21 protein-coding genes are annotated in these 24,544 nt (G+C 73.0%); 11 read left to right on the top strand and 10 right to left on the bottom strand.

The features are described 5' to 3' along the window. Window positions 1-11: 11 nt before the first annotated feature. Window positions 12-2,030, bottom strand: coding sequence for a Stk1 family PASTA domain-containing Ser/Thr kinase (gene pknB / locus KZJ41_RS16660; RefSeq protein ID WP_251550979.1), 2,019 nt, complete (start codon window positions 2,028-2,030; stop codon window positions 12-14). A gap of 212 nt (window positions 2,031-2,242) precedes the next feature. Between pknB and KZJ41_RS16655 the strand changes: the two genes are divergently transcribed. After that, entirely contained in the window at window positions 2,243-2,614 is a 372-nt protein-coding gene (locus KZJ41_RS16655; protein ID WP_240004017.1) for an Rv2175c family DNA-binding protein, read from the top strand. 10 nt (window positions 2,615-2,624) lie between these two features. On the opposite strand, the gene KZJ41_RS16650 is transcribed toward KZJ41_RS16655, so the two are convergent. The 4 genes from KZJ41_RS16650 to KZJ41_RS16635 all read right to left on the bottom strand — a co-directional run bounded on the left by KZJ41_RS16650 (window position 2,625) and on the right by KZJ41_RS16635 (window position 7,850). Next, the gene (locus KZJ41_RS16650; RefSeq protein WP_006933373.1) at window positions 2,625-3,533 is read right to left on the bottom strand and encodes a phytoene/squalene synthase family protein; all 909 of its coding nucleotides are present in this window, start codon (window positions 3,531-3,533) and stop codon (window positions 2,625-2,627) included. After that, entirely contained in the window at window positions 3,530-5,128 is a 1,599-nt protein-coding gene (locus tag KZJ41_RS16645; RefSeq protein WP_050035366.1) for an alpha-(1->6)-mannopyranosyltransferase A, read from the bottom strand. Before KZJ41_RS16645 ends, KZJ41_RS16650 begins: the two co-directional genes overlap by 4 nt. A gap of 116 nt (window positions 5,129-5,244) precedes the next feature. After that, window positions 5,245-6,777: a phytoene desaturase family protein gene (gene crtI / locus KZJ41_RS16640; RefSeq protein ID WP_029544201.1), complete on the bottom strand. Its 1,533-nt coding sequence runs from the start codon at window positions 6,775-6,777 to the stop codon at window positions 5,245-5,247. Beyond that, complete coding sequence (locus tag KZJ41_RS16635) at window positions 6,777-7,850, bottom strand: polyprenyl synthetase family protein (RefSeq protein WP_232334180.1); 1,074 nt, start codon at window positions 7,848-7,850, stop codon at window positions 6,777-6,779. The genes crtI and KZJ41_RS16635 overlap by 1 nt, the downstream gene beginning before the upstream one ends. A gap of 181 nt (window positions 7,851-8,031) precedes the next feature. On the opposite strand from KZJ41_RS16635, the gene metF reads away from it, so the two are divergent. Next, window positions 8,032-9,000, top strand: coding sequence for a methylenetetrahydrofolate reductase [NAD(P)H] (metF, locus tag KZJ41_RS16630; RefSeq protein WP_006933382.1), 969 nt, complete (start codon window positions 8,032-8,034; stop codon window positions 8,998-9,000). Between the two features lie 8 nt (window positions 9,001-9,008). Here metF and KZJ41_RS16625 read toward each other — a convergent pair whose 3' ends face one another. Genes KZJ41_RS16625 through KZJ41_RS16605 form a run of 5 tightly spaced genes read right to left on the bottom strand, consistent with a single transcriptional unit; the run spans window position 9,009 to window position 13,882 of the window. Then, the gene (locus KZJ41_RS16625) at window positions 9,009-10,145 is read right to left on the bottom strand and encodes a glycosyltransferase family A protein (protein ID WP_006933383.1); all 1,137 of its coding nucleotides are present in this window, start codon (window positions 10,143-10,145) and stop codon (window positions 9,009-9,011) included. A gap of 4 nt (window positions 10,146-10,149) precedes the next feature. Next, window positions 10,150-10,851, bottom strand: a complete 702-nt coding sequence (locus KZJ41_RS16620) for a DUF3153 domain-containing protein (protein WP_006933384.1) — start codon at window positions 10,849-10,851, stop codon at window positions 10,150-10,152. A 31-nt stretch (window positions 10,852-10,882) separates the two neighbouring features. After that, entirely contained in the window at window positions 10,883-11,686 is an 804-nt protein-coding gene (locus tag KZJ41_RS16615) for a carotenoid biosynthesis protein (protein WP_006933385.1), read from the bottom strand. After that, entirely contained in the window at window positions 11,683-13,272 is a 1,590-nt protein-coding gene (locus tag KZJ41_RS16610) for an NAD(P)/FAD-dependent oxidoreductase (protein ID WP_065923448.1), read from the bottom strand. The genes KZJ41_RS16615 and KZJ41_RS16610 overlap by 4 nt, the downstream gene beginning before the upstream one ends. Window positions 13,273-13,282: 10 nt before the next feature. Further along, window positions 13,283-13,882, bottom strand: a complete 600-nt coding sequence (locus KZJ41_RS16605; RefSeq protein WP_029544191.1) for an N-acetyltransferase — start codon at window positions 13,880-13,882, stop codon at window positions 13,283-13,285. A gap of 178 nt (window positions 13,883-14,060) precedes the next feature. Between KZJ41_RS16605 and KZJ41_RS16600 the strand changes: the two genes are divergently transcribed. The 9 genes from KZJ41_RS16600 to mraY all read left to right on the top strand — a co-directional run bounded on the left by KZJ41_RS16600 (window position 14,061) and on the right by mraY (window position 24,541). Continuing rightward, window positions 14,061-14,570: an SAV_6107 family HEPN domain-containing protein gene (locus tag KZJ41_RS16600; protein WP_029544189.1), complete on the top strand. Its 510-nt coding sequence runs from the start codon at window positions 14,061-14,063 to the stop codon at window positions 14,568-14,570. Between the two features lie 219 nt (window positions 14,571-14,789). After that, on the top strand, window positions 14,790-15,206 hold the full coding sequence (locus KZJ41_RS16595; protein ID WP_006933389.1) for a DUF3040 domain-containing protein: 417 nt from the start codon (window positions 14,790-14,792) through the stop codon (window positions 15,204-15,206). 437 nt (window positions 15,207-15,643) lie between these two features. Continuing rightward, entirely contained in the window at window positions 15,644-16,075 is a 432-nt protein-coding gene (mraZ, locus tag KZJ41_RS16590) for a division/cell wall cluster transcriptional repressor MraZ (RefSeq protein WP_010594381.1), read from the top strand. Between the two features lie 256 nt (window positions 16,076-16,331). Next, window positions 16,332-17,342 carry a 16S rRNA (cytosine(1402)-N(4))-methyltransferase RsmH gene (gene rsmH / locus KZJ41_RS16585; protein WP_006933391.1) on the top strand — a complete coding sequence of 337 codons (1,011 nt, stop codon included), beginning with the start codon at window positions 16,332-16,334 and terminating at the stop codon, window positions 17,340-17,342. Window positions 17,343-17,507: 165 nt separating this feature from the next. Next, window positions 17,508-18,209 (top strand): hypothetical protein, encoded by a 702-nt coding sequence (locus KZJ41_RS16580; RefSeq protein WP_251549312.1) that lies wholly within the window; start codon window positions 17,508-17,510, stop codon window positions 18,207-18,209. Further along, window positions 18,206-20,119 carry a penicillin-binding protein 2 gene (locus KZJ41_RS16575; protein ID WP_161996734.1) on the top strand — a complete coding sequence of 638 codons (1,914 nt, stop codon included), beginning with the start codon at window positions 18,206-18,208 and terminating at the stop codon, window positions 20,117-20,119. Before KZJ41_RS16580 ends, KZJ41_RS16575 begins: the two co-directional genes overlap by 4 nt. 176 nt (window positions 20,120-20,295) lie before the next feature. Next, the gene (locus tag KZJ41_RS16570) at window positions 20,296-21,939 is read left to right on the top strand and encodes a UDP-N-acetylmuramoyl-L-alanyl-D-glutamate--2,6-diaminopimelate ligase (RefSeq protein ID WP_373566484.1); all 1,644 of its coding nucleotides are present in this window, start codon (window positions 20,296-20,298) and stop codon (window positions 21,937-21,939) included. Further along, window positions 21,936-23,462 (top strand): UDP-N-acetylmuramoyl-tripeptide--D-alanyl-D-alanine ligase, encoded by a 1,527-nt coding sequence (murF, locus tag KZJ41_RS16565; protein WP_050035361.1) that lies wholly within the window; start codon window positions 21,936-21,938, stop codon window positions 23,460-23,462. The genes KZJ41_RS16570 and murF overlap by 4 nt, the downstream gene beginning before the upstream one ends. Then, window positions 23,459-24,541 (top strand): phospho-N-acetylmuramoyl-pentapeptide-transferase, encoded by a 1,083-nt coding sequence (gene mraY, locus KZJ41_RS16560; RefSeq protein WP_003934158.1) that lies wholly within the window; start codon window positions 23,459-23,461, stop codon window positions 24,539-24,541. Before murF ends, mraY begins: the two co-directional genes overlap by 4 nt. The last annotated feature ends 3 nt before the right edge of the window (window positions 24,542-24,544 follow it).

The following is a 24,544-nucleotide window of genomic DNA, read 5'->3' as shown; positions in this document are numbered from 1 at the left end:
CGTCAGGGGCCTCAGGGCAGTGCGGTGAGAGTCACCGTGCCGCCCGGCTCGACCCGGTCGCCCGCGCCCGGGCTCTGACCGATCACCACCGAACGGTCGGAGCCCGCGAACTGGCGCACCTCCACGTCCAGCCCCAGCCGGCCGAGCTCGTCGCGTGCCGCGGCGACCGTGCGGCCCAGCAGCGAGGGCACCTTCACCGCGTTCGACACCAGCAGCGTGACGCTGCCGCCGGCGTTGATCCGGTTCCCGACCGCCGGGTCGGTGCCCGCCACCCGTCCCGCGTCGACCTCCGCGTCGAACACCTCCCGCGTCTCGCGCACCGTGAGGCCGACCGTGTCCAGGGCCCGCCGGGCCTCGTCGACCGTGCGGCCCGCGACGTCGGGCACATCCACCGGCGGTGATCCCTTGCTGACGATCACCTTGACTTCCGCTCCCACCGGCAGGACCGTGCCGGGCGCCGGATCGAGGGCCGCGACCCCGCCCTCCTCGACGGCCGTGCTGTAGGCGGTGCCGCCGTCCACGGGGACGAGGGTCCGGTTGCGCAGTTCCTGCTCCACCACGTCGCGGTCGCCGCCCCCGACGATGGTGGGCACGGTCGGCCGGCCCAGCGAGACGAGCAGCACCACCTCGTCACCCCGGGCGACCCGGCTGCCCGCCTCCGGGTCGGTACCGAGCACGGTGTCGACCGAGGCGTCGTCGGAGTACTCGCCCTGCACCTCGGGAGTCACCTCGGCCGCCTGCAGCGCCGCGAGCGCGGTGTCCCGATCGGCTCCGAGCACGCTGGGCACGGTGGTCATCCGTCCGGACCCGAGCCACCATCCGCCGAAACCGACGGCCAGGGCCAGCACCAGGATCGCCAGCAGCCACAGCAGCGTCGTCCGCCGGTTACGTCGGCGCTCGGCGGCGAAATCGGCGACCGGGACCCGGGCAGGCTCGGCCTGCGGCCCCGACAACTCGGCACGCGGGTGCTGCTGGGTCACGACCTTCGTGTGCTGCGGGCCCACGGGGGCGAGCTGGGCCGCCGGTCCGGGCGGCATCGCGGGCGGGGGCAGCGGCCGCGAGGGTGGGGCCGCGGCGCGCACCGCCACCGTCGGCGGCGCAGGATCCACCGCGGCCGTCGCCGGTTCCGCGACGGCCGAAAGATGCTGCGCGGACCGTCGCGGTGCGGGCACCCGGTAGCGGGGCAGCGCCAGGACATCGCAGACCTCGCTCAGCGCAGCGGCCATCGCCGCGGCGTCCGGGAACCGCTCACCCGGCTCCCGCTCGGTGGCGTGCCGGACCAGTTCGTCGAACTGCTCCGGGACCCCGTCGATGAGGGAACCGGGGTCCGGGACATCCCTGTCGACCCGCTGATAGGCCACCGAGAGCGACGTGTCGCCGGTGAACGGGGTGCGCCCGGTGAGCATCTCGAACAGCAGGATCCCGGTCGCGTACACGTCGCTGCGCGCGTCGGCGGTGCCCGTGGTCACCTGCTCCGGCGACAGATAGGCGGCGGTACCCAGGATGACGCTGCGCGACGTCGTCGTCGCCGCGGCGACGGCGCGCACGAGCCCGAAGTCGGCGATCTTCACCTCCCCGGCGTCGGAGATCAGCACATTCTCCGGCTTGACGTCGCGGTGCACCAGGCCGGCGCGGTGCGCCACCGCCAGCGCCCCCAGCACCGGCGCCGCGACGGCGGCCGCCGCGTGTGGTGGCATCGGGCCCCGTTCGCGCAGCAGTTCGCGCAGCGTGCCGCCCTCGACGAGTTCCATCACCAGGAAGACATGGTCCCCGTCCTGCCCCTGGTCGTACACCGCCACCAGACCCGGATGGGTCAACCGGGCCACCGACCGCGCCTCGAACTCGAACCGCGCAAGGAACTGAGGATCGGCCGCGAACTGCGGATCCATGACCTTCACGGCTACCGGACGGTCGAGCCGCAGGTCCGTGCCGCGGTACACGGTGGACATGCCGCCACGGGCGATCGGTGCCTCGATGCGGTAGCGCCGTTCGAGCACCGTGCCGATCAGGCGGTCGCCTCCAGAGCTCACCCGGTGTACCCCCGTGTTCATGCCGTCGATTCCTGCGTAGGTGCGGCGTGCGACGGGTCGGGCCGCCGGGTTCGCCTCTGTCGATCGTAGCCAGCGCACGAACCACCCGGTTACACGTGCGCGGCTCGCCGCGGTGACACTGCGCGGCTCGCCGCGGTGATCACCCGACGGCCCGTCGTGGCAGCCGCCGCGAACCCGATAACGTTAGCGGCGTGAGTGCTATCCCTTACAGCGAAGACGTCCTCGACCGCTCCGTACCCGTGCTGCAACTGGTCGACGTGGCGAAGCAGCTCGGCCTGGTGATCACCCGGGTCCACCAGCTGCTGCGCGACCGCCAGCTGCTGGCGATCAAGCGGGACGGCGTGCTGGCCGTGCCGGCGGCGTTCTTCGACGACGACGGTCGGATCCTCACGGGCATCCCCGGTCTCATCGCGGTGCTGCACGACGGGGGATTCCGGGACGACGAGATCCTGAACTGGATGTTCCGGGAGGACGACACGCTCGCGGGCGGCTCCCCGGCGGCGGCGATGCACACCCACGCGAGGCGGGAGGTCATGCGCCGGGCGCAGGCGCTCGGTTTCTGACTCCGGCGGCTCAGCGCAGGCGGGCCAGCTGTGTCAGCGCGACCCGCGCACGGCGCCGCGTGGGGACCACGGCGCGCACGTCGAGGACGCGGTACCCGCTGCGCTCGACCTCGTCGAGGATTCCTCCGTACAGCTCGAAGGCGGTGCGGATGCCGGGCCGGATCCGGTCCGGCAGCAGCGCCAGACCGGGCTCGGCGCGGCGGTACTCCGCGCGCGTCAGCGCCACGAAGTGGGCCAGGGCCCGGCGCACCCGCGGATCCGGGCTCCCGCCGGTGCGTCGGCCGTGCTCGAGCAGTGCGACGTCCACCCCGAACGCGGCCCAGGTGTCGGCCGGCAGGTAGGTGCGCCCCCGATCGAGGTCCTCACCCACGTCGCGGATGAAGTTCGTGAGCTGGAAGGCTTCCCCGAGCGCCGCGGCGTAGGGTGCGGCGGCGTCGATGTCGGCCACGTCGAACACCGGCAGCAACTGCAGCCCGATGACCGCCGCGGAGCCGTACATGTACTCCCGCAGTTGCGGCATGTCGTCGTAGCGGGCCCGGAACTCGGGCGTGCCGGGAATGTCCATGCGCATCGACCGGACGAACGCCTCGAAGTAGTCCAGCGGCAGGTCGTAGCGCCGGATCGTCTCGGCCAGCGCCCCGACCACCAACCCGGTGGCGTCCGCCGGTCCGGGATCACCGGCGAGCGCGGCGTGCAGCCGGCGCTCCGTCGCGGTCACCTGCAGCGCCGCGCCGGCCGGGTCGTCGACCGCGGTCACGTCGACGATGTCGTCGACGAGGCGGGCGAACCCGTAGAGGGCGTGGACCGCCGACCGTCGCGGGCGGGGCAGGAGGCGGGTGGCGAGGTAGTACGTCCGGCCGTGCGTGGCCGCCAGCTCCTCGCAGTAGCGGAATCCCGCGTCGGTCTCGGTCACGGTCACCTCGGATCCAGGGAGACGGCGGTGATCGGCGGCTCGCGCCGCGCGCGCAGCCGCAGCGGGTCGACGGTGCGAAGCGACACGGCGGCGATCACCGAGATGACGATCGCCAGGATCACGTGGGCAAGGTTGTACATGCCGATCGAGCCGTCGGGATTGAAGATCAACATCAGCCAGCTGGACAGGCCTACGAGCACTGCCAACGTGGTCGTCGACAGGGCGAAGCCCGCGGCCACCGCGAGCGGCCACGAGTAGTACCACGGCAGGGCGGCCGGCGAGAGCACCGTGATCGCGGTCAGCGTGATCACGATCCCGAGCACGGCGTCGCGCTCGGTGTGCCGGAACCGCCACCACGTCACCACCATGATCACCCCCAGGGCCACGGCGCAGAGCATGCGGGTGACGTCGAGGATGGACCCCAGCTGCCAGGGCGTGAACCACGTGACCGCGTGCGCCATGATCGTCGGCAGCGACAGCCAGTTGATGATCTTCGAGGAGCCGGACAGGGCCGTCAGCCAGCCGATACCGACGCCTGCGAGCGCCGAAGCCGCTCCGAACACGGCCGCGAACACCAGCAGCCCCGCGCCTGCGGTCTTCACGAACAGCACGATCGGAGCGGCCGGTTCGCGGCCCTGCGCCCGGGCGCGGTCACGTTCGTGCAGAATCCAGATCCACACCAGGAACGGCAGGGCGATGCCCGCCGACGCCTTGACGGCCGCACCGACGGACACGAGTGCGATGCCGCCGACGTGCCGGCCCTCCAGCACGAGCACGATGCCGGCGATCATGAAACCGACCATCAGCATCTCGTTGTGGACACCGCCGATGAGATGAATCAGGATCAGCGGGTTGAGCACTGCCAGCCAGAGGGCGATGCGGGGGTTGCCGCCGAGCCGGCGCGCCAGCTTCGGCACCGCCCACGCGGTGAGCACCAGTCCCGGCAGCATCGTCAGTCGCAGCAACCAGGTGCCGGTGACGACGTCGTCCCCCGTCAGCGACGTGATGCCGGCACCGAGCAGCAGATGCACCGGACCGTACGGGGTGGTGGTCGTCTTCCACACGTTGCTCACGTTGTCCAGCAGGACGCCCGGGTTGACGACCGGACCGTCGAGGTAGGGGTCGAAGCCGTCGCGGAGCATCGCCCCCTGGGCGAGATAGGAGTAGGCGTCGCGGCTGAACATCGGCGAGGCCACCAGCAGCGGCGCCACCCACATGGGCAGCACCGTCCACAGCTCGCGCAGCGTCACGTGCCCGGCGAGGGTGCTCCGGCCCAGCCGCACCCAGGCGGCGATCATCAACAGGACGCCGGCCCAGATCAGGATCGTCGAGAGCAGCAGGCCGTGCCCGAACCGCAACCAGGACAGGTACAGGTCCTCGAGCAGCGGGTCCTCCCGCCGGACGCTGCCCGCACCGAAGCCACCGAACGTGACGAATGCGGCGCCGAGCGCACCCAGCAGGCCGGCGTTGCCGGCCGGGCTTCGCAGGAAGTCGCCGGGTCTGCTCCGCACGGGCGGCGAGGCGGGCGGCTGCGATTCCGACGGAGGCTGCGGTTTCGACGGATGCTGTGGTGCAGCGTCGGAAGGGGCAGGGGACGACATGGTTGCGAGTTCCTCCCCCGGGAAGTCGTGGACGGTGCGGGGCCCGGGCGCGGCGCGGGCGGACAGGTGAACGAGGTGACAGTTTAGTTCAGCCGCGGCCGCCGGCGGTCCACCGCTCACCGCGCGGCGCGGACGCCGAGCCGCTCGGCGGCGAGCCGGCCCGACAGCACGACCGTCGGCACGCCCACGCCCGGCACGGTTCCGGATCCCGCGAGCACGACGTTGGGGTGGCGCGGATCCAGGTTCCGTCGCCGGAAGGGTCCGGTCTGCCGGAAGACGTGTGCCCCGGAGAACGGGCTGCCCGCAAGCATGCCCCTGGCCTGCCAAGTGGCCGGGGTGTCGATGTGGTCGATGCGGAACTCGTCGGCGACGGCGCCGTATCCACGCCGGCCGAGGACGGTGAGGAGCTCTGCCGCGTAGGGGTCGGCCAGAGCGGACCAGTCGTACGGGGCGCTGTCCAGATTGGGGCAGGGCGCGAGCACCGACAGCGGCTCGTGCGACACGCCGTCGCGGAGGAACCTCTGACCCGGGTCGCTCAGCGCCGGCCGGGTGATCAGCAGCGAGGGGTCGCTCATCAGCCGGCCGCGGCCCCGGCCCGCGCTGATCTCGGCGAACGTCTCCTCCCACGACGCACCGAAGTCGATGGTGTGGTGGTGCGTGGCGGGCCACTGCGCGGCGACGGCGGACGGCACGCTTCCGTGCAGCACCACGGCCGACGGCGACGCGAGCACGCGTCGTCGCCGGCGTGGGGGCAGCAGCGTGTCCACGACGGGAAGATCCGGGCTCAGCACCACGGCGTCGCACGGGACGCGTTCGCCCGAGGCGGTGCGGACGGCGGTGGCCGTCCGGCCGTCGAAGTCGAGGCCCGTGACCTCGGTGCCGAGGCGCAGGTCGCCGCCGGCGGCGACGATCGCGTCGGCCATGGCGCGGGCCAGCACCCGCATGCCGCCCTCCACCGCGTACACACCGAGGGAGGTGTCCATGTGGGCGATGGCGCCGTACACCGCCAGGGCCCGCGCGGGCGCGACGCCCGCGTACAGCGCCTGGAAGGTGAACACCCGGCGCAGCCGCGGGTCGGTGATCCGGCGGTTCACCTGCGCCCCGAGCCGGCCGAACCCGCCCAGGCGGAGCAACGTCGCCAGGTCGCGCGCCGCCGCGGGGGAGGCGACCAGGTCGAGGGGGGAGTCGAAGTTCGCGGCCATGAACCGGTCGAATTCGGCGTCGAAGATCTCGGCGAGCCAGGAGCGCAGCCGCAGGTAGCGCTGCGCTTCCTCGGCGCCGCACACCCGGGTGACCTCGGCGACCATCGCGTCCGGATCGGTGTGCACGTCCAGGGTCGTGCCGTCGGCGAACCGGGCGTGGTACGCGGGGGCGAGCCGTCGCAGCCGCACCGCCGGGGTGACGGACTCGAAGTCCGCGCCGACCGCCGCCAGGGCGTCCGCGATGAGCTCCGGCATGGTGAGCACCGTGGCCCCGTTGTCGATCTCGTATCCGGGCCCGGCGTGCACACCCACCCGCCCGCCGACGGTCGCCTCGCGCTCGAGGACGGTCACCTTGCGGCCCGCACCGAGCAGGTACAGCGCGGTCGAGAGCCCGGCCAGTCCGGCCCCGACGACGACGACCCGCTCCGCGCCGGTCACGGTGCGCATCACGCGGCCCGCCGCGTCGCGTGGAGCGCCGCCGCCCGCAGGCGGGCTTTGCCTTCGTCCGTCGCGCCCGAGGCGTCGAGGGTCGCCAGCGCGGTGTCGGTGAGCGCGGCGATGCGGCGTTCCACCCGCTCCACGGCCCCGAGCTCGATGATGACCGTCCGCAGCCTCTCCACGTCCGCGTCGGACAGGTCCGAGCCGATACTCTCGCGCAGCAACCGCGCGGCGCCGGGGTCACGGGCGTCGGCGGATTCCAGGGCCAGCGCATACAGCACCGTTCGCTTGCCCGAGCGCAGGTCGTCGCCGGACGGCTTGCCGGTGACCTCCGGATCCCCGAACACCCCGAGCAGATCGTCGCGAAGCTGGAAGGCGAGCCCGATGTCGGTGCCGAATTCCCGGTAGGCGGTGATCAGCGCGTCGTCGGCCCCGGCGAGGGCCGCGCCGAGGTGCAGCGGCCGTTCGATCGTGTACGCGGCGGTCTTGTACCGGTTGACCCGCATCGCCGCGGGGACGGACTCGTCGGCCGACACCTCTCCGGCGATGTCGAGGAACTGCCCGCCGAGGACCTCCGTGCGCATCGCCGACCACACCGGTGCGATCCGCGCGGTCGCGGCCGGCTCCAGTCCCGCCTCCCGGACCATGTCGTCGGCCCAGGCCAGAGCGAGATCGCCGAGGAGGATGGCCACGGCGGCACCGAACTGCTCGGGCCGGCCGCGCCAGCCCGACGCGCGGTGCCGGTCGGCGAACTCGACGTGCACGGTCGGGAAGCCGCGCCGGGTGGTGGACGCGTCGATGATGTCGTCGTGCACCAGGGCGCAGGCCTGTACCAGTTCGAGTGCGGAGCAGACCCGCAGCACCGCGGGCGCGTCGAGCCCCGACGGGTCGCCGCCGGCCCCGAGCCAGCCGTTCCACGCGAACGCCGGGCGTACCCGCTTGCCGCCTCGCAGCACGAACGATTCGAGTGCCGTGACGGCCTCGGGGTAGCCGCCGCCGATCGGCTCCACGAGTTCGATCCGGGAGACGAAGAAGTCGCGCAGGGCGCCCTCGACGAGATCGGGGAACAAGGCGGCGGGCACGGGTTCGGATCCGGTGAACAGGGCGTCCTCCTGGTCGTGTGTGGACGGGCCCGTCGGGCGACGGTGGGTGCGGCCACGGATCGAGCCCGAAAGGCGCTGGGCACACCCGAGCCCACCCTATCCGGCGGTCGAGGGGCTTGCCCCGGTTCGGCCCGCTCCGACGTGCCCCTATGCTGGTCGGGTGACTTTCGATTCCGACAGCGGGCCGGACGGCGGCGGAGAATCCCGTACGCCGTCGGTGGTGGACCGATTCCGTGCGCCCCGAGGCGCACGGATCCCGTTCTCGGTGGAGTTCTCCCCGCCGCGCGACGCCGACGCGGAGGCGCGCCTGTGGCGCGCCGTGCGCGAGTTCGAGCGCCTCGGCCCGGCCTTCGTGTCGATGACGTACGGAGCGGGCGGTTCCACCCGCGACCGCACCGTCCGGGTCACCGGTCAGCTGGCGCAGGAAACCACGCTCCTGCCGGTGGCGCACCTGACCGCCGTCGGGCACAGCATCGACGAACTGCGCGCCATGGTCGGCGCATACGCCGATCGCGGCATCACCAACATCCTGGCGTTGCGCGGCGACCCGCCGGGCAACCCGCTGGGAGAATGGACCAGGCATCCGGAGGGCCTCGAGTACGCCGAGGAACTCGTTCGGCTGGTCCGCGACCTCGGTGACTTCCACGTCGGGGTGGCGTCGTTCCCCGAGGGGCACCACCGCTCCCCGGACCTCGAGCACGACACGCGGTACCTGGTCCACAAGCTGCGCGCCGGCGCCGAGTACTCGATCACCCAGATGTTCTTCGACGTCGAGGACTATCTGCGGCTGCGGGACCGGGTCGTGGCCTACGACCCGGAGCAGGGCGCCAAGCCGATCATTCCGGAGATCATGCCGATCACGTCGCTGCGTACCGCGCGGCGCAGCCTCGAACTCTCCGGGTCGAGGCTGCCGGCCGCGCTCGAGGAGCGCCTCGTCCGGGCCGCCGGGAACGGCCCGGAGGAGGATCGCGCCGCCGTGCGCGAGGTGGGCATCGACGTCGCCACCGAGATGGCCGAGCGGCTCATCGCCGAGGGTGCGCCCTGCCTGCACTTCATCACCCTGAATTTCGCCCGGGCCACCCGCGAGGTGCTGGCCCGCCTGGGCATCGCGGTGCCGACGGCGGTCTGATCGAGCGGTCAGGGCAGCGGCCTGTCCTTCCAGCCGAGCCGGCCGGCGCGGCGCGCGCGGAGCGAGTCGATCGTCAGCGCCGCGAACCCGCACACCGCGAACGGGTGGGTGAGTGCGGCCGCCACGTCGGACGGGCCGGGCTCACCGCCGCGTTCGGTCGCACGGGCCAGGGTCCGGGAGACGACCGCCGCGGCGGTGCCGACCACCCCCCAGCCGCGGACCGGTCCGCGGCCGAGGAGAGCCGCCGCGGGAGGCAGCACGTAGGTCGCCGCCGCGGCGACGAGCACCGCAGCGGATCCGGCGGGCGGGCCGAACGCCGACCACAGCCAGCGCGTGTACCCGGCCCGCAGCGGCGCAGCGCCCTCGTACATCCGGCAGGACGCGACGTCGCCGGCCGCAGCCACCATCGTGCGCCGGCCGGCCCGGCGCAGTGCCCGGGCGAGGTCGAGGTCCTCGGTGGGACTGGACGCGACCGCGACGTGCCCGCCGACAGCGGCATACGCCGGCGCGTCGAACACCAGGAACTGGCCGCACGAGACCGCGGTCGACGGCCGGCGCGAGCGGTGGGACACCGCGACCGGCAGCGTCGCGAACCAGGACCAGAACAGCAGCGGCTGCACGAGCTGTTCGGCGGCGGAGCCGGCCCGCTGGAAGGGCCACGGGGTGAGCAGGTCGGCCCGCCGGTCCCGCAGCAGCGTCACCGCTGCCGCCACCGCGCCCGGCTCCAACCGCACGTCCGCGTCGACGAAGACGACCACGCCGGACGGATCGGTGGCCGCGTACGCGCGGGCGCACGCCGCGGCCTTGCCCGTCCAGCCGGGCGGCGGCGGCGCGGTCGAGCGGATCACCGTGACGTGGGGATCGTCCCCGGCCGCCAGCCGGGCCGCCTCGGCGGTGCCGTCGGCCGAGTCGTCGTCGAAGATCACCACCCGTAGCCGGCGCAGACCCCGCTGGGCCCGCAGATCCGCGACGAGATCCGGCAGGCGCCGGGCCTCGTTGCGGGCCGGAACGATCACGGTCACCGCTTCCTCGACCACACCACCCGGGACGAGCCGGGGCAGGGTGAGGCGATTGACGACGGCGACGGCAGCTCCCAGCGTCGCGGCGGCCGCCCCGGCGCGGACGACCCCGACCAGCGCCCGCATCGCCCTAGGACGCCGTCGCGTCGCCGCGTGTGCGCTGCCGCGGGGGAGCGGGGTTGCGGTTCATCCAGGCGAGGACCCCGATGATCGCGGCGACGCCTGTCGTGACGCCGGCGACGATTCCCGCCCAGCCGGCGAATCCCCGGGTGTTCGGGTCGGCGTAGCGGACCTCGGCGCGCAACGTGCTCACCTCACCGGCCGGCAGCTTCCACGTGACGATCGAGTCGGATTCACGGGTGCCGTTGGTCGTGGCCACCCGCGCCGGGAACGCGATCGTGATCTGGACGTCGGTGCCCTGCACGGGCACCGACTCGAGATCGACCTTGCCGTTGACGCTCACCAGGTCTCCGGCGCGCTGCAGCGCGAGCTGGAAGGTGCCCGAGGTCTGGTCGGACATCGACCCGAGCTGTTGGACGTCGCCGAAGCTCAGATCGCTGAAGAACACCTGGCTGCCGACGTACCCGTCCTGGTCGTACTCCTGCACGCGGACCCGGTCGGCGAGCGAGTCCGGGGCCACCAGCTGCGGTCCCTTGTCGTTCTCGTCGGCGGGAATGGTCGCGGCGACGATCTGGCCGGAGACGCGGTCGTCGGCCGAGACCCCCATCGTCGCCTGCACCCGCAGGCAGCCGGCGAGCACGGGGACGAGCAGGAGCAGGAGCGCCGCCGAGAGGGTCCGTCGGCGGGAGCGGGGCGAGGTGGGCAGGCGCACAGCGCCATCGTGCCAGGAGCGCGGGGACGTGTCAGACGCGAGCCCCTGCCCCGGCGCGTCGCCGCAGCGACCACAGCAGCGGGACGCCGAGCACGCTCATGACCGCGAAGCCGTAGACGGCCGAGTACCGCAGCTCCGGGGCGCTCAGGAGCACGCCGTGGGCGAGCGCAGACCCGAGCCACGTCCACAGGAACAGCACCAGCGGCACGGTGTCGTTGCCCGGGTGTACCCGGCCGGTCCGGTCGAGCAGGTCCAGCCCCACCGCCATCAGCGTGGCGACGAGGACCCAGCCGAGATAATTGGTGAGTGGGATCTGCTCGATGCCCGGCAGGCCGCCGCCGTTGCACCAGCTCCACTGTCCGTCGGACACCATCTGCGGGTCGAGGTACAGGTCCCAGCCGACCATCCCCACCGTGGTGAGCGCGATACGGGTCACCCGCTCGCGGTTCCCGCCCGGCCACGGCATCCCGCCGCGGGCGAGCAGCGAGGCCACGTACCAGACCGGGTACATCCCCGCGGTCCAGGCGAGCGGCACCACGAGGGGCACGTCGAACAGGGCGGGACCCAGCCGGTCGGTGGCGTACGCGTAGCAGCCGTACGGGTATCCGGTGGCGGTCCCCACGACCTCGGAGGCGAAGCCGACACCCGCCGTGATCACGAAGAACCCGGCGGTCCAGGCGAGGCCGCGCCGCGCCGCAGCGTGCGCGAGCCCGGCGGCCGCGAGGAGGGTGACCACCGCGACGGTGACGACGTCGCGGGCCTGGCCGGTGGTCAGCGGATAGGCGATCTGCGCGGCGATCGCGCCGCCGGCGAGAACGGCGGGCAGGCGATTCATCGCCGCCACCGCCCCAGCACCCGGCGCAGGGGGCCACCCCCGGCGTCGGCGAGCGCGCGCTGCGCGGCGTTGCGCCCGCTCGCGCCGGAGACCCCGCCCCCGGGATGGGTGGACGCGCCGGTCAGATAGAGCCCGTCGGCACCCGGCACCCGGTGCCCGGACAGCTCCGGCAGCGGCCGCCACATGAACATCTGGTCCAGCGACATCTCCACATGCATGACGTTGCCGCCGATCAGGCCCAGTTCGCGTTCGATCTCGTGCGGGGTCTGGATGTGCCGGTGCCGGACGGAACCGGCGAAGCCGGGGGCGAAGCGCTCTATCTCGGCGACGATCCGATCCGCCTCCGACTCGGCCAGTGCGGGCCACCGCCGGCCACCGGAGAGCCGGTACGGGTGCCACTGCGACCACAGGGTCACCTGGTGTTCGCCGGGCGGTGCGATCGACGGATCGATCGCCGTGAAACTCATGGCCAGCACGGCCGGCCGCGGCGGTAGTTCCCCCGCCAGTGCCGCGCCGTGCGCGAGCCGGAGCCGGGCGCGGTCCTCGACGAGCAGTTGCAGGCCCCGCACGGCGTCGGACTCGTCGGCGGGACCGCTGGGGTACCGCGGCAGCGCGTCGGTCGCCAGGCGCAGCACCATGCCGATGCCGGGGCCGACGCGGATCCGGCGCCGCCATGCGTTCAGGCGGGCGCGGTCGAATCCGCCGCGTTCGAGCAGATCGAACGTGGTCAGCACGTGGCAGCCGGCGATCACGGTGCGCGCGGTGACGGTGCGTCCCGAGTCGGTACGTACCGCCCAGCCGTCCCCGGCCCGGCGGATCTCGGCGGCGGCATCGCCGAGGGTGACGACGCCGCCGTCGACCGCGAGGCGGGCGGCCAGGGCCCGGGTCAGCGCGCCGCTTCCGCCGACGGCGCGGCCGGGCGGCAGCGTGTGCATCAGCGCGGCGAAGCCGACCATGGGGGCGGTGCCGGGTTCGGACATCGGGGGGCCGGACTGGGCACCGAACCAGGCGAGGGCGGCCTTGAGCGGCTCGTCGTCGAAGTACTCGTCGAGCAGGGCGTCGCCGGTGGTGAGGAACTGCCGGGAGAGGTCGCTGCCGCCACTGCCGGTGTCGAGGCCCCAGAAGGACGACAGCAGGTGCCGGCCGGTCGGCGGCACCGAGAACGAGCGCATCACCCGGGCGCTGCGCGGACCCCACACCGTCACGAAGCGGCGGTAGGCGTCGGCCTCGCGCGCTCCGCATGCGGCCTCGACGGATCGGCAGGTGCGGTCGAGATCACGATGGAAGACGATGCCCGGACGGTCGCTGCCCACGGGGGCGGGCGCGAACGCCCACGGGTCGCAGTCGACGTAGCGCAGGCCGTGGGCGGCGAGCTCGAGTTCCTCGACGATGCCGGTGTGCCGGATCATGACGTGGGCCGACGAGCCGCGGTCGACGGCGTGGCCCGGGAAGCGTTCCACGGTCGACACGGCGCCGCCGAGCACGGTGTCCTTCTCGAGCACCTCCACCGACCAGCCGGCACGGGCCAGATAGCACGCGCTCACCAGGGCGTTGTGCCCGGAACCCACGACGACGGCATCGATCACCCCGCCCACGCTACGGACCTTCGAGCGGAAGGTCCCGTCCCAGGACGGCGAAGGGGCGGGCGTCCCCGGTGAACCGGAACTGCCGGACGACGTCGCGGAACCCGAATCGCCGGTACAGCCGCCAGGCCCGGTTGTCCTCGCCGGCGATCTCGGGAGTGGACAGCAGGACCGTGCGCTCGGGGCGGTCGCTCAGCAACCGGCGCAGGAGCGCCTCCCCGATGCGGTGACCCTGGGCGTCCGGCCGCACGTGCAGTTCGGTCAGCTCGAAGTAGTCGCCGAGGACGGCGTCGATCGTCTCCGGGGGGTAGCCGGCGTGGCGCATCCCGGTCCGCACCTGCTGATTCCACCACTGGTGCGGCGACCCGCGATAGCCGTAGGCGATCGCGACGAGCCTCGACGGTTCGTCCGGCAGTGCCGCCGCGACAGCTTTCCATCCCGGCCGGGCGGAGTGCTCGGACCACATGGGCGCGCGGTGGTACTCGGTGCCGCGCGGGTATCGCATGGCGGCCACGTAGATGGGCAGCACCTCGGGCAGTCGCGCGCGGAACTCGGCAGCGGACAGATCGACGAGGATCGGCGCCGCGCCCCGCGGGGTCGCATCCGTACTCATGACGGGGACTGGACCGCCTTCCCTTGACGACGTGTCGGTAGGTGCAGCTATATTGAATACGTCGAACGGATGTTCGATACCGGGGATCCGGCGATGTTCGAGGGAAGCGAACATCGCCGGATCGCCGGGGCCGTGACCCGGCCGGTGCCCCGGCGGGGTGCAGGAGGTGTTCGGAGTGATGGTCACGTCACGAACCGCACAGTCGGGTGCGACCGGCCCGCGGGCCGTCGGCCGATCGGACTGCGCCGCCCGCCCGGTGTCGTCGCGCGCCGCGACATTGCTCGACCGTGCCGACGAGCTGCTCTCGGCGGCCGCCGGCACTCCGGAACCGTCCGAGCGATTCCACCTGGCCTATCTCGCCGCCCTGCGCGGTGCCGGCGCCGTGCTCGCGGGCGCCGAGTTGCGGGCGGTGCGGCCGGCGCGGCGTCCCCGCACCCGCAACGCCTGGGTGCTCATGGCCCGCGCGGAGCCGGAGTTCGCCGCCTGGGCGGACTTCTTCGCCGATCGTTCGGACACCCGCGCGGCGATCGAGGCGGGGGTCACGCGTTCCGTGCCCGCCGACGAGGCGAGCCGCTTCTACGACGAGGTGGGCCGCTTTCTCCACGAGGTGGAGGACTACCTGACGGGCGCGGACGACCCGTCGGCGTCCGGGAATTCGAGGTCGGGGGACGACCGGCGCAGCGCATGATCGGTGCAGGGGGCAGCCCGGGTCGTTCGACGGCCCGGGCCAGGGTCGTCGGTCCGTCATACGCAGGACCTTCGGAACCGTGATCGAACTCGAATCCCCAGTTGGTGGTCCCCGCCGGGATGTACTCGTATTATTGAGCCAGGCGGCCGTCAAAGTCGGCCCCCCGTCGATCTGGACCGCAGATCCGGCGGCCACCGTTTTAGTGCCGGGGGAGGTACCGTGCCACTCTCCGAGCACGAGCAGCGCATGCTCGAACAGATCGAGAGCGCGCTCTATGCTGAGGATCCCAAGTTCGCCTCTACCGTCCGGGGAAGCCGGATGGGGATGGCGTCCAGTCGGCGTCGGCTCCAGGCCGGCGCGTTGTTCGCACTGGGTTTGGCGTTGTTGATCGCGGGCGTCGCCCTCCCGGTGAAGCCGGGTGGGTTCCCGATCATCAGTCTCGTCGGATTCATCGTCATGTTCGGCGCGGGGGTCCTGCTCCTCCTCGGAGGCAAGCGCGGTCCAGGCGTCGGTGACGGTCCCCGCGGGGCAAGCCGCGGTGCCGGGGATGGTAGGTCCCGCGGCGGCCGCAAGTCCGGTGGAGGGTTCAGCAAGAGGATGGAGGACCGCTTCCGCCGGCGTTTCGAGCAGGAGTAGCGCGACAGTACTTCCACGCGAGTTCTCACGAACGGCGCGTCCCGCCACGGGACGCGCCGTTCGTCGTTCCCGGACGAGCGGCGGCCGCGGCGCCGGGCGCCCCACCGTCCCCCACGTTCGTACCCCACTTCCGCCCACTCCGGCTCCCGGGACCGGCGCGCAGCGGAGGCGACGGAGCCGACCAGCGTGTTTCCCGCGTCCGGGTTCGCTGTCCCGCGCCCGCGTCTCGGTCCGCGCGTCGCGACGCTGCCCGCGCCGTGCGTCGTCGCCCACTCCGCCCCACCCGCCGTGAACTGCGCACAGTCGAAAAACGGCGCCGCGCGCGGGCGCGTAAGCGGTTGAACGTGGGGGAAAGTGGGGTAGTGTGGGTCGCGGCGGAGGGGTTCCTCCGTCGGGTAGTAGGCAGGGTCCGGCCGGGGCGTGGCGGGGGGTGTCGAGTGTTCCTCGGTACCCACACACCCAAGCTGGACGACAAGGGGCGGCTCACGCTGCCCGCGAAGTACCGAGACGAACTGGCGGGAGGGTTGATGATCACGAAGGGTCAGGACCACAGCCTTTCCGTCTTTCCGCGCGACGAGTTCGCCGCCCTGGCCGAGCGCGCCGCCGCGGCCTCGCGGAGCAATCCGCAGGCCCGGGCGTTCCTCCGGAGCCTGGCGGCGGGAACCGACGAGCAGCGTCCCGATGCGCAGGGCCGGATCACCCTGTCCGCCGCCCACCGCAAGTACGCGGGGCTCACGAAGGACTGCGTCGTGATCGGTGCCGTCAAACACCTGGAGATCTGGGACGCGGCGGCGTGGGAGCAATACCTCGCCGAGCACGAGGAAGAGTTTTCGGAAGCGAGAGACGAGGCCCTGCACGACATTCTGTGACCGGAACCGCAGCAGCGACCGCAGTGCCACCGCGGCGAGTGCCGCGAGGCCTCTGCCCGACAGCGACCCTGACACACTTCCCCAGTGCCAGGTTCGTGAAACGGAACCCTGACGTACTTCCCCAACGCCAGGTTTCCAGTTCGGACAGAGACCTCGATGCATTCGCCGCGGTCGTATCCGGAGGCGTGACTGCGAACCCCCCGACCGAAGCCACGATCCGATCGCCCACGAACCGAGCAGGACAACCGGAGGAAGAATGGCGGAGGGTCAGGACGCGGCGGCAGTTCCGGAGGCCGGGAGTCCGGAGAGCTTCGGTCACATCCCCGTCCTGCTCGGCCGCGCCGACGAACTGCTCGGCCCCGCCATCGATGCCGCCGGCCCGGGCGCGATCTATGTGGACGCCACCCTCGGTCTCGGCGGACACTCCGAGCACTTCCTGCGGACCTATCCGGGTGTGCGCCTGATCGGGCTCGATCGCGACCCCGAGGCCCTCGCCGTCGCCCGCCGGCGGCTCGCGCCGTTCGCCGACCGCACGCAGTTCGTGCACACCCGCTACGACGGCATCGCCGACGCCCTCGCCTCGTGCGGGCTGGATCGGGTCGGCTCCGTGCATGCGATCCTGTTCGACCTCGGCGTGTCCTCGATGCAGCTCGACGAGGCCGAGCGCGGCTTCGCCTACTCCCGCGACGCACCCCTGGACATGCGCATGGACCCCACCACGGGCGTCACCGCGGCCGACGTGCTCAACACCTACAGCCACGGCGACCTCGCCCGCATACTCAGCACCTACGGGGAGGAGCGGTTCGCCGGGAAGATCGCCTCGGAGATCGTGCGGCAGCGGGCGAAGACGCCGCTGCGCACGAGCGGGGAGCTGGTGGAGCTGCTGTACCGGGCGATTCCGGCCGCGTCCCGCCGCACCGGCGGCCATCCCGCCAAGCGCACGTTCCAGGCGCTGCGGGTCGAGGTCAACGGGGAACTCGACTCGCTGCGCGCCGCGATCCCGGACGCCCTGGACGCTCTCGCCGTCGGGGGACGGGTGGTGTTCATGTCGTACCAGTCCCTCGAGGACCGCGTGGTCAAGCAGATTCTCACCCCGCTGACGAAGTCGAAGAGCCCGGAGGGGCTCCCGGTGGAACTTCCGGGTACCGGGCCCGAATTGCGGATGCTCACCCGCGGGGCGGAACGGGCGACGGAGCAGGAGATCGAGGCCAATCCGCGTTCGGCGCCCGTGCGCCTGCGTGCCGCGGAACGAATCGCCAGGAGGTAACCGATGACCGTACAGGTGGCAGCACCTGCTCGCCGTCCGGCTCGATCCACGGCTGCGCAGCGGGCGTATCAGCGGCGCAGCCGTCGCACGGCGCACCTGACCCCGGACACGGCGACTCCCGCACCGGCTCGCCGCGGCGGTAGTGTGGCGGCGCGAATTCCGTTCGTGGCCACCATTATCGGTCTCCTCGGCATCGGCATGGCCGTAACCCTGCTGCTGACCACGCGCGCCGCGGAGGACTCCTACCAGCTCAGCGCCGCACGCGACTACAACCAGCGCCTGATCCAGGAGCGCGCCGTGCTGCAGCGCGACGTCGAAACCGGCAACTCGGCGCCGGTGCTGGCGATGCAGGCTGCAAAGCTCGGCATGATCCCCACCGGCGAGGTCGCGCGCCTGGTCGTCGGCGACGACGGCGGTGTGCGCGTGGTGGGAACCCCGGCCCCCGCCGAGGGGGCACCGGCCGCGCCGCTGAACCCCCCGGCGGCCGATGACCGGACCCGGGCCCAGCTTCCGCCGCTCGCGGGTAGCGCGGGGAGCGAGAACCCGCGGCCGCTGACCCCGTCCGCCGGCACCGACCGGGCCGCCGCGCCGTCGGCCGGCGCCGCGGGTGAGGCCCCCACCGCGACGACCCCGGGCGCCGCGCCGTCCGCTGCGGCGGCGGTGCCGCCCGGGGCTGCGGCGGCGGTGCCGCCCGGGGGTACTGCGGCGGTGCCGGCCGGGGCTACTGCGGCGGTACCGGCCGGGGAGCCTGCCCCGGCATCCCCGGACGCCACGCCGTCGCCCGGCAATGCCGGGGCCGCGCCCGGTCAGCCGGAACAATTGGTGCCCGTGACCCCTGCGACGCACGCCGAGGACGGGCGCCGGTGAGGCGAGGGACCCCACCGTCTTCCCGGCCGGTCCGCGGCCGCCCTGCTGCTTCCCGCCGGCCGGCGCCCGCCCGGCGCACCCGCCCGCGCAAGGCCTCCGGCGGAGCGGACACCACCGGGTTCCGGTTCCGCTACCGGTACGGGCGCGCAGTCATGTTCCTGGCCCTCGGGGTCGCGGCCGTGCAACTGCTGTGGGTTCAGGTCGTCCAGGCGCCGCAGCTGACCGCCGAGTCGGCCAGCCAGCGCACGACGCGGCTCGTCGAGCCTGCCACCCGCGGCACCATCGCCGACCGGAACGGCAGTCCGCTGGCCTACACGATGGAGGCGAAGGCGCTCACCTTCCAGCCCGTCCGCGTCCGGCGAGAGCTGGACGAGGCGCGCGCCGAGGACCCGACGCAGCCGGAGACCGACGCGTATCTGGAGGGTCTCGCGAAGGCGATCCACGAGGCGCTCGGAGCGGCCGCCCCCGAGGACGAGATCCTCGACAAGCTGCGCAGCGACGAGACCTTCGTCTATCTGGCGCGCGGCGTCGATCCGGCCGTGGCGACCTCGCTCGTCGACGAGTACGACAAGGTCGGTCTCGAGCGTCAGGACATCCGGCTGTATCCCGGCGGCTCGCTCGCCGCCAACCTCGTCGGCGCGACGGGCTGGGACGGGCACGGCCTCCTCGGTCTCGAGGATTCCATGGACTCCGTGCTCGCCGGCACCGACGGCTCCTCGACGTACGATCGGGGCTCCGACGGCGCGGTGATCCCCGGCAGCTGGCGCGATCAGCAACCTGCCGTCGACGGTTCCGCGGTGGAACTGACCATCGACTCCGACGTCCAGTACTACGTGCAGCAGCAGGTGCAGCGCGCCAAGGACCTGTCCGGGGCGAAGAACGCGTCCGCCGTCGTGCTCGACGCCCGGACCGGCGAGGTCGTCGCCATGGCCAACGACGGCACGTTCGACCCGTCGATCGGGGTCGGCAACAACCCGAAGGACGCCGAACTCGGGAATCCCGCCGTCAGCACCCCCTTCGAGCCGGGGTCGGTGAACAAGATCGTCACCGCGGCCGCCGCGATCGAGGACGGCCTCACCACCCCCGACGAGGTGCTGCAGGTGCCCGGCACGATCCGCATGGCCGGCGTCACCGTCAAGGACGCGTGGGACCACGGCGTCGTGCCCTACACCGCCACCGGTGTGTTCGGGAAGTCCTCCAACGTGGGGACCCTGATGCTCGCGGAACGGGTCGGTGAGGACCGGTTCGCGCAGATGCTCGGCCTGTTCGGCCTCGGGCAGCGCACCGACGTGGGCCTGCCGGGCGAGTCCGCCGGCAGCGTGCCGAGTCGCGAGCAGTGGTCCGGCGGCACCTTCGCCAACCTGCCGATCGGGCAGGGCCTGTCGATGACGCTGCTCCAGATGGCAGGGATCTACCAGGCCATCGCCAACGACGGCGAGCGAATCCCGCCGCGCGTCGTCCGGGCGGTCGTCGCACCCGACGGCACCCGCACCGAGACACCCCGGCCGGACCCGGTGCGGGTGGTCAGCCCGCAGACCGCCGCCACCGTGCGCGACATGTTCCGCGCCGTGGTGCAGGACGACACCGGGAACCAGCGCGGCACCGGCACCCCGGCGGCGATCGAGGGCTACCAGGTCTCCGGCAAGACCGGCACCGCCCAGCAGGTCGACCCCGCATGCAAGTGCTACTCGAACTCGAACTACTGGATCACCTTCGCGGGGATCGCGCCCGCCGACCGCCCCCGCTACGTGATCGGCATCATGCTCGACGCGCCCACCCGCAGCGCCGACGGCAGCGGCGGGCAGTCCGCCGCACCGCTGTTCCACACGATCGCCTCGTGGTTGCTGCAGCGCGAGGGCGTGCCGCTGTCGGCGGACCCGGGCAGCAAGCTGATCCTGCAGGTGGACTGAGCCGCGCGGGTGCGGTCGATCGCCGAGCACGTGTCGGCGGCACCGCCGCCCGTCGGTAACCTGACACGTCGGTACCGTGACACCGCGGTCGAGCCCCGGTGCTCGGGAACAGCGCGGCCGCGGGAGTAGAGGAACGGCAGGAGACACTGCCGCGGAGCGAGAGGAGCCTGGTGCCTGTGCCGTCGAGTCCGGACCCGTCCCCGCCGGGAGGCGGCCTGAGACCCGAGCATCCACCGGTGACGCAGCTCCGCGACCTCGCTGCCGCCGTGGGCGCCACCGTCGGCACCGTCGCACCGGGCGCCACGACCTCCGCCGCGGGCATCCCGGTGTTCGTGACCGGCGTCGACCTGCGGGCCCAGGGGGTGCAGCCCGGCGACCTGTTCGCCGCACTCCCGGGCGCCCGCGCGCACGGCGCCGAATACGCCGCGGAGGCCCTGGAACGGGGTGCTGTCGCCGTCCTCACCGACGCCGCCGGATGCGAGCACCTCGCCGCCGTCGTCACCCGCCCCGTGCCGGTGCTGGTCCACCCGGATCCGCGGTCGGTCCTCGGCGTCGTCTCCGCCGCCATCTACGGCGACCCGTCGCAGCACATGCAGGTCGTCGGCATCACCGGCACTTCCGGCAAGACCACCAGCGCCTATCTGGTCGAGGCGGGGCTCGCCGCCGCCGGGCGGGTCACGGGCCTGGTCGGCACCATCGAGACCCGCCTCGCGGGCCGGCGGGTCCCCAGCGCGCTCACCACCCCCGAGGCCCCGCAGCTGCACGCCCTGTTCGCGGCCATGCGCGAGCAGGGCATCGACACCGTGGTGATGGAGGTCTCGAGCCACGCCCTGTCCCTGGGGCGGGTCGCCGGGGTCCGCTTCGCGGTCGGTGCCTTCACGAACCTGTCCCAGGACCACCTCGACTTCCATCGCGACCTCGACGACTACTTCGGGGCGAAGGCCCGGCTGTTCGCGGCGGACTCGCCCGTGCGGGCCCGCCGTGCCGTCGTGTGCATCGACGACGAGTGGGGCGTGCGGATGGCCGGGATCGCCCGCGCCGCCCACCCTGCGGAGCCCGAGGCGGTGCGCACCGTCGCCACCACCGGAACCGCCGACTGGACGGCGACGGCGGTCCGCACCGAGCCGTCCGGCTCCCAGGTGTTCACCCTCGCCGGGCCCGACGGCACCGCACGGCGCGTCGCGGTGCGCCTGCCCGGCCACTACAACGTCGCCAACGCCGCCCTCGCCGTCGCGGTGTGCGCGGCGGTCGGGGTCGACGTCGACGCCGCGGCCGCCGGCATCGCCGACGTCGACGTACCCGGACGGGTGGAGCGGGTCGACCGCGGGCAGGGTTTCCTCGCCGTCGTCGACTATGCGCACAAGCCGGCCGCGCTCGAGGCCGTCATCGCGACGTTGCGCGGACGGGCGGCCGGCGGCCGGCTCGCCGTCGTCGTCGGTGCGGGCGGCGACCGCGACCACGGCAAGCGTCCGCTCATGGGCGACGTCGGAGCCCGTGGGGCGGACCTGCTCGTCGTCACCGACGACAACCCCCGCACCGAGGATCCGGCGGTCATCCGCGCCGCGCTGCTCGCCGGTGCCCGCGCCGTCCCCGAACAGCAGCGGGGGGAGATCCGCGAGATCGGTGACCGGGCCGCCGCCGTCGAGGCGGCCGTGCGCTGGGCACGCCCGGGCGACATCGTCCTCGTGGCAGGCAAGGGCCACGAGACCGGCCAGGAGATCCACGGGGTCAAGCACCCCTTCGACGACCGCGAAGTGCTCGCCGCGGCCATCGACCGGTTCGCCGGCGCAGGTAGCGAGCAGTACGGAGGCACCGAATGATCCCGATGACACTCGCCCGCATCGCGGAGGTGGTCGGCGGGACACTGCACGACGTCGACGACCCGGCCGTCGAGGTGACGGGCACCGTCGAGTTCGACTCCCGCAAGGTCACCCCGCGCGGGCTGTTCCTGGCGCTGCCGGGGGCCCGCTCCGACGGGCACGATCACGCCGCCGACGCCATCGCCGCCGGCGCCGCCGCGGTGCTCGCCGCCCGACCGGTGGGTGTGCCCGCCGTCGTGGTGCCGCCGGTGCCGCCGGTCGAGACCAACTCGCTGGCCTTCGAACACGACCCCGACGGCTCGGGTGCCGCCGTCCTCGCCGCGCTGGGTGCCCTCGCCCGCGCCGTGGTCGACGAGCTCACCGCCGACGGGCTGACCGTCGTCGGCGTCACCGGATCCGCGGGCAAGACCTCCACGAAGGACCTGCTTGCCGCGGTGCTCGCGCCGCTCGGCCCGGTCGTCGCCCCTCCCGGCTCCTTCAACAACGAGCTCGGGCATCCGTGGACGGCGCTGCGCGCCACCACCGACACCCGATTCCTGGTGCTGGAGATGTCGGCCCGCGGACCCGGGCACATCGCCGCCCTCGCCACCGTCGCGCCGCCCCGCATCGGGGTGGTGCTCAACGTCGGCACCGCCCACCTGGGGGAATTCGGTTCCCAGGAGGTCATCGCCCGGACGAAGGGGGAGCTCGTCGAGGCCCTGCCGGCCGCCGAGGAGGGCGGCGTGGCGATCCTCAACGCGGACGACCCCCTGGTCGCCGCGATGGCACCGCGCACCCGCGCCCGCGTGGTGCTCGTCGGCAGCGACCCGGCCGCGCAGGTCCGGGCCACCGACGTCCACCTCGACGAGCACGCCCGTCCCACGTTCACCCTCGTCGTGCGCGACGACGGCACCGAGCGCCGCACCACGGTCACCCTCGCGGTGCACGGCGAGCACCACATCGGCAACGCCCTGGCGGCCGCGGCCGTCGCGCTCGAGTGCGGCGCCACGCCCGAGCAGGTCGCGACCGCGCTCGGCGGTGCCGGCGCGGTGTCGGCGCACCGTATGGACGTGCGCACCCGTGCCGACGGCGTCACCGTCGTCGACGACGCGTACAACGCCAACCCGGACTCGATGCGGGCGGCGCTCAAGGCGCTGGTGACCATGGCCCGCGCCGGCGACAGCCCGCGCCGGACCTGGGCGGTGCTGGGGGAGATGGGCGAACTCGGTGACGAGTCCGTCGTCGAGCACGACGCCATCGGCCGGCTCGCGGTGCGCCTGGACGTCACCCGCATCGTCGCGGTCGGCGCGACCCGCCCGGTCCGCGGTCTCTACCAGGGTGCGGTGATGGAAGGATCCTGGGGCGACGAGGCGAGCCACGTCCCCGACGCCGCCGCCGCGATCGAGCTCCTCGAGCGCGAGCTGCGGCCCGGCGACCTGGTACTGGTCAAGGCCTCGCAGTCCGTCCGGTTGTGGACGGTGGCGGAGGCGATCCTCGCGGGAACGGCGGGTACGGCAGGAACGGAAACGGAGGCCGCACGGTGAGACAGATCCTCTTCGCCGCGGGAATCGCACTGGCGGTGTCGATCCTGCTGACGCCGGTGCTGATCAAGGCATTCTCGCGGCAGGGATTCGGTCAGGAGATCCGCGTCGAAGGACCGCAGAGCCACCAGTCCAAGCGCGGCACACCGACCATGGGCGGCGTCGCGATCCTCGCCGGCCTGTGGGCCGGATACTTCGGTGCGCACGCGATCGGCCTGGCCTACGAGGGTGCGGAGGGACCGTCGGCCTCGGGTCTGCTCGTGCTGGGCCTGACCACCGCCCTCGGCGGCGTCGGCTTCCTCGACGACTTCATCAAGATCCGCAAGCAGCGCAATCTGGGCCTGAACAAGACCGCCAAACTGGTCGGCCAGCTCGTCGCCGCGGTCGCGTTCGGCATCCTCGCCCTGCAGTTCCGCAACGGCGACGGACTCACCCCGGGCAGCACCCACCTGTCCTACGTGCGCGACATCGCCACCGTCTCGATGGGCGCGGTGGTGTTCATCCTCTTCGTGTACCTGCTCGTCAGCGCGTGGTCCAACGCGGTCAACCTCACCGACGGCCTCGACGGGCTCGCCGCCGGGTCGATGAGCCTCGTGCTCGGCGCCTACGTGATCATCACGTTCTGGCAGTACCGCAACTCGTGCGTCGCCGACCCCGGCAAGGGCTGCTACGACGTGCGGGACCCGCTCGACCTGGCGCTGCTGTGCGCCGCCGGCGCCGCCGCGTGCATCGGCTTCCTGTGGTGGAACGCCGCCCCCGCGAAGATCTTCATGGGCGACACCGGCTCGCTCGCCCTCGGCGGCATGCTCGCGGGCCTGTCCGTCACCACGCGCACCGAGCTGCTCATGGTGGTCATCGGCGCCCTGTTCGTCGCCGAGGCGGCGTCCGTCGTCATCCAGGTGGCGGTGTTCCGGTCCAGCCGGCGTCGCGTGTTCCGGATGGCGCCGTTCCATCACCACTTCGAGCTCGGCGGCTGGGCGGAGACGACGGTGATCATCCGGTTCTGGTTGCTCGCCGCCATCGCGTCGGCCATCGGCATGGCCCTGTTCTACAGCGAATACCTAGCGGCGATCGGGGACTGACAC

The organism is Rhodococcus sp. 11-3 (assembly GCF_023704055.1).
Classification (GTDB): Bacteria; Actinomycetota; Actinomycetes; order Mycobacteriales; family Mycobacteriaceae; genus Rhodococcus; species Rhodococcus aetherivorans.
This window is presented reverse-complemented; position numbering and strand designations above follow the sequence as displayed.

Coding starts and splice junctions, on each gene's coding strand:
- murF (WP_050035361.1), top strand. CDS start 21,936: ATGATCCCGATGACACTCGCCCGCATCGCGGAGGTGGTCGGCGGGACA.
- KZJ41_RS16645 (WP_050035366.1), bottom strand. CDS start 5,128: ATGTCGTCCCCTGCCCCTTCCGACGCTGCACCACAGCATCCGTCGAAA.
- KZJ41_RS16615 (WP_006933385.1), bottom strand. CDS start 11,686: ATGAATCGCCTGCCCGCCGTTCTCGCCGGCGGCGCGATCGCCGCGCAG.
- KZJ41_RS16625 (WP_006933383.1), bottom strand. CDS start 10,145: ATGCGGGCGCTGGTCGGGGTCGTCCGCGCCGGGGCGGCCGCCGCGACG.
- KZJ41_RS16605 (WP_029544191.1), bottom strand. CDS start 13,882: ATGAGTACGGATGCGACCCCGCGGGGCGCGGCGCCGATCCTCGTCGAT.
- rsmH (WP_006933391.1), top strand. CDS start 16,332: ATGGCGGAGGGTCAGGACGCGGCGGCAGTTCCGGAGGCCGGGAGTCCG.
- crtI (WP_029544201.1), bottom strand. CDS start 6,777: ATGCGCACCGTGACCGGCGCGGAGCGGGTCGTCGTCGTCGGGGCCGGA.
- KZJ41_RS16600 (WP_029544189.1), top strand. CDS start 14,061: ATGGTCACGTCACGAACCGCACAGTCGGGTGCGACCGGCCCGCGGGCC.